The sequence below is a fragment of the Streptomyces sp. MAI_2237 genome (genome assembly GCF_054189285.1).
In genome coordinates, this window is record NZ_JAJPGQ010000003.1 from 718,952 (window position 1) to 732,548 (window position 13,597).

13 protein-coding genes are annotated in these 13,597 nt (G+C 71.4%); 3 read left to right on the plus strand and 10 right to left on the minus strand.

Features of this window, described 5'->3' with window-relative positions; genetic code table 11:
• The first annotated feature begins 107 nt into the window (after positions 1 to 107).
• Positions 108 to 929 (plus strand): YceI family protein, encoded by an 822-nt coding sequence (locus LN251_RS13570; protein WP_458244658.1) that lies wholly within the window; start codon positions 108 to 110, stop codon positions 927 to 929.
• A 48-nt stretch (positions 930 to 977) separates the two neighbouring features.
• Entirely contained in the window at positions 978 to 1,451 is a 474-nt protein-coding gene (locus LN251_RS13575) for a PPOX class F420-dependent oxidoreductase (protein WP_458244659.1), read from the plus strand.
• Between the two features lie 14 nt (positions 1,452 to 1,465).
• Here the strand turns inward: LN251_RS13575 and LN251_RS13580 are convergent, their stop codons facing one another.
• The 9 genes from LN251_RS13580 to LN251_RS13620 all read right to left on the minus strand — a co-directional run bounded on the left by LN251_RS13580 (position 1,466) and on the right by LN251_RS13620 (position 12,435).
• Positions 1,466 to 2,227: a TetR/AcrR family transcriptional regulator gene (locus LN251_RS13580; protein WP_458244660.1), complete on the minus strand. Its 762-nt coding sequence runs from the start codon at positions 2,225 to 2,227 to the stop codon at positions 1,466 to 1,468.
• Between the two features lie 152 nt (positions 2,228 to 2,379).
• Entirely contained in the window at positions 2,380 to 3,780 is a 1,401-nt protein-coding gene (locus tag LN251_RS13585) for an MFS transporter (protein WP_458244661.1), read from the minus strand.
• A 61-nt stretch (positions 3,781 to 3,841) separates the two neighbouring features.
• A complete protein-coding gene (locus LN251_RS13590) occupies positions 3,842 to 6,118 on the minus strand; it encodes a glycosyltransferase family 39 protein (RefSeq protein ID WP_458244662.1) in 2,277 nt (758 codons plus the stop codon).
• Entirely contained in the window at positions 6,115 to 7,611 is a 1,497-nt protein-coding gene (locus LN251_RS13595) for a glycosyltransferase (RefSeq protein ID WP_458244663.1), read from the minus strand. Before LN251_RS13595 ends, LN251_RS13590 begins: the two co-directional genes overlap by 4 nt.
• 14 nt (positions 7,612 to 7,625) lie before the next feature.
• The gene (locus tag LN251_RS13600) at positions 7,626 to 9,317 is read right to left on the minus strand and encodes an ATP-binding protein (RefSeq protein ID WP_458244664.1); all 1,692 of its coding nucleotides are present in this window, start codon (positions 9,315 to 9,317) and stop codon (positions 7,626 to 7,628) included.
• Positions 9,314 to 10,054 (minus strand): response regulator transcription factor, encoded by a 741-nt coding sequence (locus LN251_RS13605; RefSeq protein ID WP_249835676.1) that lies wholly within the window; start codon positions 10,052 to 10,054, stop codon positions 9,314 to 9,316. Before LN251_RS13605 ends, LN251_RS13600 begins: the two co-directional genes overlap by 4 nt.
• Positions 10,055 to 10,259: 205 nt before the next feature.
• Complete coding sequence (locus tag LN251_RS13610; RefSeq protein ID WP_458244665.1) at positions 10,260 to 11,159, minus strand: amidohydrolase family protein; 900 nt, start codon at positions 11,157 to 11,159, stop codon at positions 10,260 to 10,262.
• A gap of 149 nt (positions 11,160 to 11,308) precedes the next feature.
• The gene (locus LN251_RS13615) at positions 11,309 to 12,184 is read right to left on the minus strand and encodes a DUF2797 domain-containing protein (RefSeq protein WP_458244666.1); all 876 of its coding nucleotides are present in this window, start codon (positions 12,182 to 12,184) and stop codon (positions 11,309 to 11,311) included.
• A 62-nt stretch (positions 12,185 to 12,246) separates the two neighbouring features.
• Positions 12,247 to 12,435 carry a hypothetical protein gene (locus LN251_RS13620; protein WP_272176592.1) on the minus strand — a complete coding sequence of 63 codons (189 nt, stop codon included), beginning with the start codon at positions 12,433 to 12,435 and terminating at the stop codon, positions 12,247 to 12,249.
• Positions 12,436 to 12,596: 161 nt separating this feature from the next.
• On the opposite strand from LN251_RS13620, the gene LN251_RS13625 reads away from it, so the two are divergent.
• Entirely contained in the window at positions 12,597 to 12,803 is a 207-nt protein-coding gene (locus LN251_RS13625; RefSeq protein ID WP_458244667.1) for a hypothetical protein, read from the plus strand.
• 27 nt (positions 12,804 to 12,830) lie between these two features.
• Here LN251_RS13625 and LN251_RS13630 read toward each other — a convergent pair whose 3' ends face one another.
• A complete protein-coding gene (locus LN251_RS13630) occupies positions 12,831 to 13,520 on the minus strand; it encodes a hypothetical protein (protein ID WP_458244668.1) in 690 nt (229 codons plus the stop codon).
• Positions 13,521 to 13,597 lie beyond the last annotated feature (77 nt).

The following is a 13,597-nucleotide window of genomic DNA, read 5'->3' on the forward strand; positions in this document are numbered from 1 at the left end:
CACTCCGGCCCGTGGCGGACGGTGCGCGTGCTCCTGTGGGAGCCGCGCGGCCGGAAGCCGCGGGCCGGTTTCTTTGAGACCACTTTGCACCGCAGGGAGAAAACGGGATGGGACTGAGCGCGAGGATCCGGACGCGGGACGGATGGGCCGTGTCGCACGCGGTCGTCACGGTGACCGACATGACCGGCACGCAGGTGCTGCGCGCCGAGGCGGACGCCGAAGGGGCCGTGCGGGACACGACGGCGCTGACGCCCGGGCCGTACGTCGTGATCGTCACCGCCGTCGGGTACGCGCCCACGGCCTCCACGGCGATCGTCACCGCGAGCGGCCGGGCCGAGCTGGGCTCGGTGACGCTGGCACGGCAGGGCGGCACCGAGCTGCCGCCGCCCGGACCGTGGACCGTCGACCCGGCGCACTCGTCCGTGGCCGCCGTGGCCCAGCACCTGGGCATCTCCAGCGTGCGCGGACGCTTCACCGACTTCTCGGCGCGCATCGAGATCGCGCCGGACGAGGTGGAGAAGTCGAGCGTGGAGGCGGTGATCCGGGCCGCGTCCATCGACACCGGCAACGGCATGCGCGACGACCACCTGCGCTCGCCGGACTTCCTGGACGTGGAACGGTTCCCGGAGATCACCTACCGGTCGACGGGTCTGACGGCCGCCGGTTCGGACCGCTGGACGGTGCACGGGGAGCTGACGCTGCACGGCGTCGTCCGGCCGGTCGACCTGGATCTGGCCTACCTGGGCACGGGCGCCGACCCGTGGGGCGGCACGCGGGCCGCCTTCCGCGCCACGACCGAGCTGCGGCGCGAGGACTTCGCCATGAACTACAACCAGGTGGTGCAGGCGGGCATCGCGGCGATCGGCACGACGCTGAAGGTGGAACTGGACGTCCAGGCGGTGCAGGGGGAGTCCTTGCCGCAAGGGTAGGCCCGGCGGGGACAGGCTGAGCGGGGGCCGGACGCCTAGGCTGAGGCCATGGCACCGAACATCGCTACGAACACGTCCGTCTCCCTCGACGAGTTGCTGGACTTCGTACGGCCCCGCCATCGGGCGATCCTGCTGACGCGGCGGGCCGACGGCAGCCCCCAGGCCTCGCCGCTGACCTGCGGTGTGGACGACTCGGGGCGGATCGTCGTCTCGACGTACCCCGAGCGGGCCAAGACCCGCAACGCCAAGCGGGACGAGCGGGTCAGCCTCGTCGTCCTGAGCGACGACTGGGACGGGCCGTGGGTCCAGGTCGACGGCACGGCCGAGGTCATCGACACCCCGGAGTCCGTGGAGCCCCTGGTGGAGTACTACCGCAACATCGCCGGTGAGCACCCGGACTGGGACGAGTACCGGCGGGCGATGGTCAAGCAGGGCAAGTCGATCATCCGGGTCACGCCGGAGCGGTGGGGCCCGGTCGCGACCGGCGGCTTCCCGGCCCGCCTGGCCTCGCCGGACGCCTAGGGCGGCATATCCCTCTAGGAACCGGCGCGTTCCACCATCGCCTCGATTCCCGCCACCAGCAGGTCCAGGGCGAAGGTGAAGTCGCGGTCCCTCATCTCCTCCACCGTGTCACCGCCGCGGGCCGCCATGATCTCCTCGTTCTCCTTGACGATCTCGGCGGCCTCCGGGGACCGCGTCACCGCGCTCATCGCGTGCCGGAAGTACTCGTCCTGGGTCATGCCGGCGGTGGCGCAGCGGGCGATGAAGTGGCCCTCGATGGTGCCGAAGCCGTACACGAACTGGAAGACGGCGGAGATGGCGCCCGTCAGGCCGGGCACGGGCAGGCCCGTCTTGCGGATCACCTGCTGGACGACCCGGGAGAACGCGAGGGAGTTCGGGCCGATGTTGAGGAACGTTCCGGCCAGCGGGGAGAGCCAGGGGTGGCGGACCAGGAGGGCGCGGTACTCCCGTGCCAGCGTGCGCAGTTGGTCCCGCCAGTCCTCCTCGGCCTCCGGGTCGGGCAGGATCAGCTCGCCGAAGGCCGCGTCGAGAGCGAGTTCGAGGAGGTCGTCCTTGGTGTCCACGTACCAGTAGACGGACATCGCGGTGACGTTCAGCTCCCCGGCCAGCCGGCGCATCGAGAACTTCGCCAGCCCCTCGGCGTCCAGGAGACGGACGGTGACCTCGGTGATCCGGTCGCGGTCGAGGCCGGACGGCTGACCGCCGCGACCGCCCCGGCGCACCTTGCCCTCCAGCCAGACGCTGGTCCGCGCCGCACGCTCAGCCGCCTTCACCATGGCGCACCTTCCTAGATCGTCCATTCAGTGATCAGGATGCCAGGCGGCCGCCGACCTCAAGGGGCGCGGGACCGCGTCGATGTGCGGCTCCGCCGCGTGGGCGCGTTCCACCACAGACCACCCGCGTCCGCCCTGCGGCCTCTCCATCCGAGCTAGTGGGCGACAACCATCTCCGAGTCTGCCCGCTGAGCCCGCCGCAGCAACGCCGCCGCCACGAACCCGCCGAGCAGCACGGCCACGGCCCCCACCAACTGCCCGGCCCGCAGCCCTTCCACCAGCCCTCCGGAGGAACTGAGCACGGCCCCGAGCACCGCCACCCCCAGCCCGTTGCCGAACTCCGCCAGCGTTCCGTTGATCCCGGCCCCCACCCCCGCCTTCTCCGGCGGAATGGAGCTCATGATCGCGTGTGCCATCGCCGGGTTGGCGATCGCGCAGCCCGCGCCGATCAGCAGCAGCCCCACCAGCGTCCCGGCGTAACCCCCGGCGTCCAGCACGGCGATGGCGACCAGGCCGCCCGCCATGAGCACCATCCCCGCCGCGATGGACACCGGCGTACCGAGCCTGGCCGACCACTTCGCCGACAGCCCCGAGAAGTTGAGCGCGACGACGGTGAGCGCGAGCGGCGCCGTACGCAGTCCCGCTTCGAGAGGGCCGTATCCGAGGACGAGTTGCAGGTGCTGGGTGAGCAGGAACAGCGCCCCGCCCATGCCGAAGGTGATCAGCACGGCACCGGTGACCGCCCCGGTGAACCGGCGGTCGCGGAAGAAGTGCGGGTCGAGCATCGGGTACGGGATCCGGCTCTCCCCGTACGCGAAGGCGCCCAGGGCCAGAACCGCGACGGCCGCCGACGACAGCACCCGGACGGACGTCCACCCGTGCTCGGGACCGGAGATGATCGCGAAGACGAGGGAGGCCATGCCGATCGTGGAGAGCACCGCGCCGAGCAGGTCGGGGCGGTCGCCGCGCGGGTTCCTGGACTCCGGTACCAGGACCACGACGGCCACCAGGCCCAGCGCCACCACCGGCAGGTTGACCAGGAAGATCGCTCCCCACCAGAAGTGGTCGAGCATGAACCCGCCGAGCAGCGGTCCCGCCGCGAAGCCCAGCGCGTTGACCGCCGCCCAGATGCCGATCGCCCGGGGCTGCTCCTCTGACGTGAAGATCTGCATGGCGACGGCGAGGGTCGTGGTCAGCAGCAGCGCGCCGCCCACACCCATGCCCGCCCGCGCCGCGATCAGCTGCCCGGTGCCGTCCGCGAGGCCGGCGGCCAGCGAACCGATGCCGAACAGGACCAGGCCGGTGATCAGCATCTTCTTACGGCCGTAGCGGTCGGCCGCGCTGCCGGCCGTGAGCAGCAGGCCCGACTGGACCAGCGAGTACGCGTTGATCATCCACTGGATGTCGGAGGTCTCGGCGCCCAGTTCCCGGGTGAGGGAGGGGATGGCGACGTTCAGGACGGTGTTGTCGAGCAGCACGGTCAGCTGCGCGAGACAGACGACGCCGAGGATCAGCCAGCGCTGGGGGTGGCCCTGGGCACCCTGGGAAACGGACATGCTGTACACCGTATAGCGGTCACTATACGGTGTACAGCAGTGTTGTGGTCAGGCGCCCGGGTCAGTCACTCGCCTTCTGCGTCAGGTCGTAGAACGTGGCCGAACCCGCCGTCACCTTCGTGAAGGTCTTCTCGACCCAGGAGGTGATCTGCGACGAAGTGCCGCTGCTGCTGCCGCCCATGCCGCCGCCGGTTCCGGACGAGATGAAGTAGTGGATCTTCCCTTCCTCCACGTACTTCTTGAACTGGGCCAGCGTCGGGGACGGGTCGGTGCCGTTGAAGCCGCCGATCGCCATCACCGGCTCGCCGGTGGAGAGCTGGTAGCTCGCCGCGTTCTGGGCTCCGATGGCCGCCGCGACCCAGGTGTACTGGGACGAGTCCGTCTCCAGCAGCTTCTTGGCCTGCGAGGAGACGCTCGCGCCGTTCAGCAGGCCGCCGACGCCACCGGCGCCCATGCCGCCGCCGTCGCCCGTCCGGCCGACACCGGGGAAGCCGTTCCCGTTCTGCTGGTTCTGGGTGCCGCCGTTGCCGTTCTGCTGGTTCTGGCCCGGCATTCCACCACCGGGGAAACCGTTCCCGTTCTGCTGACCTTGCTGACCTTGCTGGCCCTGCTGACCTTGCTGACCTTGCTGGCCCTGCTGACCTTGCCGGCCCGGCATGCCGCCGCCCCCGAAGCCGCCGCGCATGCCGCCACCGCCGCCGGGGCCGCCGGGGCCGCCGCCCATCATGCTCGCGCCGGCCGGGCCGGCCGTCACGATGGAACCGGTGTGGCCGCTCTGCAGGGTGCTCAGGGTGTACGCCGTCGGGCCGGCCAGCGAGGCCAGCAGGCCCACCGCCGCCGCCCCGAGGGCGAGTCGGCGGCTCACACGACCCGCGAAGATCAGGCCGAGCGCGGCGGTCAGACCGCCGACGAGGATCAGGTACTTCAGCCAGGGGAGATAGGTGGAGGTGCGGTCGAGCAGGACGTAGGACCAGACCGCGCTCGCCACGACCGCGCCGGCGAGGGTGAGCGAGGCCCACATCTCGGTCCGCTTCTCCCACAGGATCCCGGCGCCCATACCGATCACGGCTGCCATGTAGGGGGCGAGAGCCACGGTGTAGTACTGGTGGAAGATGCCCGCCATGTAGCTGAAGACGATCGCGGTCATCAGCAGCGAACCGCCCCAGACCAGGAACGAGGCACGGGTCACCGACGTCCGGCTCAGCCTCCGGGTCGCCACCAGGCCGCCGGCCAGCAGGATCAGCGCGGCCGGGAGCAGCCAGGAGATCTGGCCGCCGACCTCGGAGCTGAACATGCGGTTCCAGCCGGTGGCGCCCCACATGCCGGTGCCGCCGCCTCCGCCACCGCCGACGCTGCCGGTCTCGTCGCCGCTGAGGCGGCCGAGGCCGTTGTAGCCGAAGGTCAGCTCCAGGAAGCTGTTGTTCTGCGAGCCGCCGATGTACGGGCGGGAGGACGCCGGCCACAGCTCGACGATCGCCACCCACCAGCCACCGGAGACCACCAATGCGGCCGTGGCGGAGGCCAGTTGACCGAGGCGCTTCTTCAGCGACACCGGCGCGCAGACCGCGTACACGATCGCCAGCGGCGGCAGGATCAGGAAGGCCTGCAGCGTCTTGGCGAGGAACGCGAAGCCGATCGCCACACCCGCCCACAGCAGCCACTTGGTCCGGCCGTCCTCGACGCCGCGGACCACGAAGTAGCAGGCGAGCGCCATCAGCAAGGCCAGCATGGCGTCGGGGTTGTTGAAGCGGAACATCAGCGCCGCGACGGGAGTGAGCGCGAGGACCGCGCCCGCGACCAGACCGGCCCCGGGGCTGAACCGGCGGCGTACGGCCGCGTACACGACGGCGACCGCGCCGACGCCCATCAGGATCTCGGGGACCAGGATCGCCCAGGAGTTCAGACCGAAGATCCGCACCGACAGTTCCATCGGCCACAGGGAGGCCGGGGGCTTGTCGACGGTGATGGCGTTGCTCGCGTCCAGCGACCCGAAGAAGAATGCCTTCCAGGACCTGCTGCCGGCCTGGACGGCCGCCGAGTAGAAGGAGTTGGCCCAGCCGGAGGCGCTGAGGTTGTAGAGGTAGAGCAGGCCGGTGGCCAGGAGCAGGCCCCAGAGGGCCGGACGGGCCCAGCGGGGGTCCTCGGGGCGGCCCCGCCACAGTCGGCGGACGAAGGGCTGCTTCGGCTCGCCGGCCCCGGGGGCCGGGACGGCCGGCGGAGCAACGGGCTCCCTTGCGGCCGACGGTGTCTCCTGTACGGCCGTCGTCGGTTCCGGCCCCCAGGAGGAGGGACCGGGGTCGCCCTCCCGGTGGGTCGGCCGGTGGTCGTGGATCGTCATCGTCGGTCCCTCGGATCGGTGTCGGTCTGACGCACCGGCTGCAGATGCAGGGTGGCGTCCTCCCAGCTGCGGTCCGCGACTTCACCGGCGCGGAAACGGGTGGTCCGGTACGAGTCCGGCGGCGCCACCGGACGCTGCGGCAGCGGCTGGTACGGCTGCTGCCGGTACTGCGGGTTCGGGGCCGTCACGTACGTCGGCGAGGAGGGCACCTGCTCCGGGCTGTGCGAGGCCACCACGGTGGACGCCAGGTCGTCGCGCCGGTCGGAGAACACCCAGGCGCGGAAGAGCAGGAAGCGCAGCACGGTCGCGGCGAGGTTGGCGGCGATCAGCACCGCCAGCTCGGTGGAGTGCGCCGGGTCACTGCTCGCCGCGTTCAGGGCGGCGAGCGAACCGCTGGTCAGAGCCAGGCCGATGCCGAAGACGACGAGCCCCTGCGCCTGGTGGCGGACGGCGCCGCCCCGGCCGCGCACCCCGAAGGTCAGGCGCCGGTTGGCCGCCGTGTTGGCGACCGCGGAGACCAGCAGCGCGAGCGCGTTGGCGACCTGCGCGCCGCAGAAGGTCCGGAAGCCGCTGTAGAGCAGCAGGTAGAAGAGGGTCGACAGGCCGCCGATGACGCAGAACCCGACGAGCTGGCGGGCCAGCCCCTTCGGCACGTCCTGGACGTCACGGTCGCGCGGGTCGTCGCCGAAGGGCCGGGCGAGCCGGTCCAGCGGCAGGGCGCCCGTGGCCAGGGCCTTGCCCACCCGCCACACGCCCTTGAGGTCGTCGGTCGCCGTCTTGACTATGTGCACGGTGGAGTCGGGGTCGTCGACCCAGTCGACGGGTACCTCGTGGATGCGCAGGCCCGCGCGCTCGGCGAGCACCAGCATCTCGGTGTCGAAGAACCAGCCGGTGTCCTCCACCAGCGGCAGCAGCGCCTGGGCGACATCACGCCGGATCGCCTTGAACCCGCACTGCGCGTCCGAGAAGCGGGCCTGCAGCGAGCCGCGCAGGATGAGGTTGTACGTGCGGCTGATGAACTCCCGCTTGGGGCCGCGCACCACCCTGGAGGAGCGGGCGAGCCGCGATCCGATCGCCAGGTCGGAGTGGCCCGAGATCAGCGGGGCCACCAGCGGGAGCAGGGCGTTGAGGTCGGTGGACAGGTCCACGTCCATGTAGGCGAGGATCGGCGCGTCGGAGGCGGACCACACGGTCCGCAGGGCCCGGCCCCGTCCCTTCTGCTCCAGGCGGAAGTTGAGGACCTCGGGGATCTCCGCCTCCAGCCGCGCCGCCACCAGCGGGGTGGTGTCCGTGGACGCGTTGTCCGCGATCGTGATGCGGAAGGCGTACGGGAAGGTGCGCTTGAGGTGCTCGTGCAGTCTGAGCACGCACGGCTGGAGGTCCTTCTCCTCGTTGTAGACGGGGATCACTACGTCCAGGACAGGCGTACCGGCGTCGCCGGCCGGGAGGTGCTCCCGCGCCGGCAGGGTGCCGGGAGAAGAGTCGCTTCGCATGGAAACGACTGTGGTCAAGTGCCCTGTTGCACCCATGTGCCGGCACTGTGCTGTGCCTGTGAGTGCGATTGCCAGTTCGTTTCGGGGGCCGGGTGGGGGGCCGCCGGGGCGAGCGCCGGCAGATGCACGGTGAACACGGTCCGCCCGGGGACGCTGTCCACGGTCACGGCACCGCCGTGCGCGGTCGCGACGGCCTGGACGATGGCGAGCCCGAGCCCGGTGGAGCCCGTGGCGCGGGAGCGCGCCGAGTCGCCTCGCGCGAACCTCTCGAAGACGTGCGGCAGCAACTCGGGGGAGATTCCCTGCCCGTTGTCCTCGACGTCCACGCACATCCACGGCCCGCGCCGCTGCACGCGCGCGGTGATGGTCGTCCCCGCGGGGGTGTGCTTACGGGCGTTGCCGAGGAGGTTGACCAGCACCTGCTGGATGCGGGCGGCGTCCGCCGACACCAGGGCCGGCTCGTCGGGCAGGTCGAGGCGCCAGTTGTGGTCCATGCCGGCCGCGCGGGAGTCGCTGACGGTGTCGACGACGAGGGGGATGAGGTCGGTGTGCTCGAACTGGAGCGGTCTGCCCGCGTCCAGCCGGGCGAGCAGCAGCAGGTCCTCGACGAGCAGCGTCATCCGGCCCGCCTCGGACTCGATACGGCCGAGGGCGTGCCGGGTGTCGGGCCCGATCTGCTCCCTGCCGCGCCGGGTCAGCTCCGCGTACCCCCGGATGGAGGCGAGCGGCGTCCTGAGCTCGTGGCTGGCGTCGGCGACGAACTGCCGTACCCGCATCTCGCTCTGCTGGCGTGCGTGCAGGGCGCCGTGGACGTGGTCCAGCATTCGGTTGAGGGCCGCGCCCACCTGACCGACCTCGGTGTGCGGATCGGTCTCCGACTCCGGCACCCGCTCACTGAGGTTCACCTCGCCGGTGTGCAGGGGGAGTTCGGACACCCGGGTCGCCGTGGTGGCGACGCGACGGAGGGGGCGGGTGGCCAAGCCGACGAGGACGTAACCGGCGATGACGGCAGCGCCGAGCCCGGCGGCGGTGACGCTGACTTCCACGACGATGAGGGTGTTGACGGTGCTGTCGACGTCCTTGGTCGGCAGAGCAACGTAGTACGCGTCACTGCGGTTGTCGGTCGGGACGTACTGCGCGAGATAGTCCCCGAGCCCCGGCAGGGAGACGGTGTGCTTCTTGCCGTCCTTCGGCACGGACGCCAGGGCCTGCTTCTGGGCAGAGGTCAGACTGACCGCGTTCATCTCCTTGAACGCGCCGTTGCTGTACTTCTGCTGCTGGCTGTAGCCGGCTTGGGCGATCTTGCCCTTCTTCACGTAGGCGGCAACGGTCTTCTCCGCTGGCGGTCCGTTGCGGAGGAACCTGTTGACCTTGGCGGACGGCGTGTCCGTGTCCTGGTCCGGGGAGCGCTGCGTCGAGGAAGAGGAGGTCGAGTCCGAGGGCACGTTGTTCGGTTTGCCGGGAAGACCGCCCGGGGCTCCGGCGCCGCCGCCCGGAACATGGCCCGCGACACGGCCGACGGACTCCTTCACCTTGTCACCGAGCTGGTCGTACAGGTGGGACCGCAGCGCGACCGTCGTCACCGTGCCGATCACCGCGCAGACCACCGCGATCAGCACCACGGACGCGACGACGAGCCGCGCCCGCAGGGTGCGCGGCTTGCCGGCACGTCGCTTCTGCGCACGCGGTCGTCGTCGCCCGCTCATGACGCGGCGGGCTTGATCAGGTAACCGGCACCGCGCCGGGTGTGGATCATCGGTTCCCGCCCCGCGTCGATCTTCCGCCGCAGATACGAGATGTACAGCTCGACCACGTTGGCCTGTCCGCCGAAGTCGTAGGACCAGACCCGGTCGAGGATCTGCGCCTTGCTGAGCACCCGCCGGGGGTTGCGCATCAGGAACCGCAGCAGCTCGAACTCGGTGGCGGTGAGGTGGATGGAATCCCCGGCCCGCGACACCTCGTGGCTGTCCTCGTCCAGCGTCAGGTCACCGACGACCAGCACGGAGTCCGAGCGGCGGTCGGCGGCGCCCGAGCGGCGGATGAGGCCCCGCAGCCGGGCCACGACCTCCTCCAGGCTGAACGGCTTGGTGACGTAGTCGTCGCCCCCGGCGGTCAGCCCGGCGATACGGTCCTCGACGGCGTCCTTCGCCGTCAGGAACAGCACCGGCACGTCCGGCAGCTCGCGCCGCAGCCGGCCGAGAACGGTCAGCCCGTCCATGTCCGGAAGCATCATGTCGAGAACGACGGCGTCGGGCCGGAACTCCCGCGCGGTCTGGATGGCACCCGTGCCATCCCCCGCACTCCGGATCTGCCATCCCTCGTAGCGAAGGGCCATGGACAGCAGCTCGGTGATCGACATCTCGTCGTCCACCACAAGCACTCGGACGGGGCTCCCGTCCGGCCTCAGCAGTTCGGTGCGCCCCTGGGGCGAGGTCGTGGTCATGGTGGACACACTGTCGGGACGCTCTGAGAGAGCCCTTTCGACAACCTGTGATTTCCCTAAGAAACGCACAGGCACCTCTCAGGGAACCCCTGGGAAGCTCTTTCCCCGCGGGGCCAGGGGCAGCCGCCCCATCATCGGCCAGACCCAGGTCATCAGCGCGTAAAGGCTTGCTGTGCGCGGCCTGAGGCGCGGCTCGGCGGCGCGGTCACAGCCCGAACAGCCGCGCCCCGTTGTCATGGCACACGGCTCTCAGCCACTCCGCACCGAGCCCCAGCCGCTCCAGGGCGTGCAGCTGCTCGACGTACGGATAGGGGATGTTCGGGAAGTCGGTGCCGAGCAGGATGCGGTCGCCGAGGTCCGCCAGCCGGGGCAACGCCCGCCGGGGGAAGGGCGCCAGCTGCTCGGCGAAGTCCGTGAACGCCATCGTCGTGTCCAGCCGCACCTCCCCGTACCGCTCGGCCAGGCCGAGGAAGTCCTCGTACTCGGGCATGCCCATGTGCGCGATCACCAGCCGTAGTCGGGGGTGCCTGGCCAGCACGCGCGCGATCGGCTCGGGCCCGGTGTGCTTGCCGGGTGCCGGACCGGACCCGCAGTGGATCACCACCGGCGTCCCCGCCTCCGCGAGCAACCCCCAGGCGCCGTCGAGGAGTTCACTCGCCGGGTCGTACGCCCCCACCTGCACGTGCGCCTTGAACACCCGTGCTCCCGCGTCGAGTGCCTCCCGGACGTAGTCCTCGACGCCCGCCTCCGGAAAGAGAGTCGAGGTGTGCAGACAGTCAGGCGTGCGCCGGGCGAAGTCGACGGCCCAGCCGTTGAGCCACCGCGCCATGCCCGGCTTGTGCGGGTAGAGCATGGCCGTGAAGGCGCGCGCCCCGAACTCCCTGATGAGCGCGACCCGTTCCTCTTCCTCCTTCCGGTACGTGATCGGCCACTCCAGCCCGCCGGTCAACGGCCCGAGCGAGTCGAAGTAGCCCCAGACCTTCCGCAGCACCTGCTCCGGCATGAAGTGCGTGTGGACGTCGACGATCCCCGGCAGCCCGAGCCGCCGCCAGAACCGCCGGACCTGCTCGGGCTCTGTTTCCGTCTGCGTCGGTGTCCCTGTCATGCGCCCTCTCGAAACCGTGACCGTGACCGCGCCCGCCGCGGCCCCGCGTGGCGAGCCCCCCAACGATCACCCTCGCACCACGGCCGCGTCCACCTCCCTGCGGGAAGGACAGAAAGGACGAAAAGGGCGGAAAGGGCTCCTGGACCCCCTCAGAACAGCCCGTCCTGCACCCCTGCGGCCTCCTTGAACTCCCTCACCGGAACGGTCAGCCCGTGCTCCTCCCCGGCCGGCACGATCTCCCACCCCGTCATCAGCCGGGTGTCCAGCACCACCACGCCCCGCGCGGTGCCGAGGTGCAGATCCGGCCCCGCGGCAGCGACCAGCTCCCCGCTCACCCACCCGCCGCCGGCCAGCTCGCCGACCTCCGCGACGGCGCCCGGCACCCCCTCCAGCCCGAACACCCCGACGTGGTCGACGACCCGGCACGGCTGCCGCTCCAGCGACTCGGGCCAGCCGCCCAGCGCCACGGCCCGCCCGTGCAGCGCCTCCACCTCGGCCGCCCGCTCGGCCGCCGACGCCGGCAGCCGGGACCGCACGGCACGCTTCTCGGCGTACGGAATCCGGTCCGGCACCCGCAGGGCGGCCCGCAGCAGCTCCTCAGTGCGCCGCGCGGCCATGAGCGGACCGAGCCCGAGCCAGCTGAAGCAGACGGCCCCCTGCTCCAGCAGCCGCGCGCTGCCCCGCTCCTCGGCGGTGATCCCGACCTTGACCAGGCCGGGACCGAACCAGGCCAGATATACGCGGTACGGCCGCGGGTCGTCCGCGATCGTGTCGGCGGCCACGGAGTGCGCCCGGTCCAGCCGCGCGCACTCCTCGCACCGCGCCCCCGTACTCCGCGCCGGCACGGCCGCCCGCACCGGACACGCGTTCCCCCGCGCTCCCACACACGTCCGCACACCCCCGTCCGCGACGCCGAAGGCCACCCGTTTCCCCCGGGTCAGCACGCTGCGCCGCCCGCCGTCCCACACCAGCACGGGACCATCCGCCGACCACCGCAGCCCCGTGCACTTCCACGCCTGTGCCATCGCTCACGAGAGTAGAAGACCCCACTGACAACGGGGTCCGAGCACGACGAGGACCGCCGTGCTCACCGCTTCAGGGCCCGGTACCGCTTCAGCAGTGCCGTGATGCGCTCGCTGTTCGCCTCACCGTTGAGCTCGGTGAGCAGATCGTCGGGGCACAGCTCGTAGAGGTCGCCCCACCAGCGGCGGCCGTGGTTGTCCCAGATCCGGTAGCCACCGGGAACCCCTCTGGCGACGTAACGCCTCCGACTCACCGGCTTCCTCCTTCTTGTCCTGAGGCACCATGGTGGGGGAACGGCCCTCACGGAGGTACGGCCACCCGCACCCTCGGTGCGGTGGCGCACCTCATAGTGAGGTCCGGCAGTGGGCGGCATCGTAGGACGAGGACGGAAACCTTCGAGGACGGAGACCTTTCATGCAGCCGCAGCAGCACGGCGAATCGATTCCGCACGAGGTCCAGGCGGCCCAGGAGGTCCCCGAGAGCGAGCTCGCTCCCCTTCTCCTCGCCTGGGACCAGGCCCACCCGGACACCTCGGACCCGGAGTGGCGCCACGTTCTGGACGAACTCGCCCACCCGCGCACCACACGTGCCTTCCACCGCCTGGCGGACACGTCGGCCTGAGCGGCCCCGCCTGCCCCCTCAAGGGCGTCAGTCCTCTTCCGGCGCTCCCGCCTCACACAACTGCTCCCCGATCTCGTCGGCCCACCGCTGAGCCCACCGGCGCAGCTCGTCGATCGCGGGCGCGTCGAGGCCGTGGACGGCGAAGTCGGTGTCGTCGATCCAGTCCGTGCCGGTGAGGCGCATACGCAGGTCGCCGAGGTCGAACCCGTCGGGGGCGTGACGGCGGCCGAGCTCCTCGAGTTCGGGAAGGCTCCATCGGTCCGCGGCGGCCCGGACGCCGATCAGGTCCCCGACCAGTCCTCGCCCGGCCAGCGACCGGACCTTGATGCCGACCGCGTCCTCCAGGGACAGGGCGAGTCCGTGCCCGGTGGGCACCGGCGGACGCCACAGGACTTCCTTCGCCACCCCCACTTCGTACTCCTCGCCGCCGTCCGGTTCGGTGACGATCAGCCGCGCGGACAGGGCGCCCGTCTCCCACGCCCCCGCCTGCCGGCCCCGGCCCCACAGCCCGGCCCGCAGCACGGCCACGATCCGCCCCATGTCCTCGGCATGCTCCGTGGCGAACTCCAGGTTCCGTTCCCGGCCGGGGTGGCCGGTCAGGCCGTGCGCGTGGAGTGCGTGATCGCCCGCGAGCGCGAGACGGTACGGAGCGCCTGCGGCGAGTACGTCGGCGAGCAGCCGGCGGCACGGCTCGGAGACGGGTGACACGGCAGCCATCCCCCGAGTATCACCGTCCGGATCGGTGCCGACCGCGCGCACGGAAGGCCCCGGCGCTCGCCGGGGCCTTCCGATCG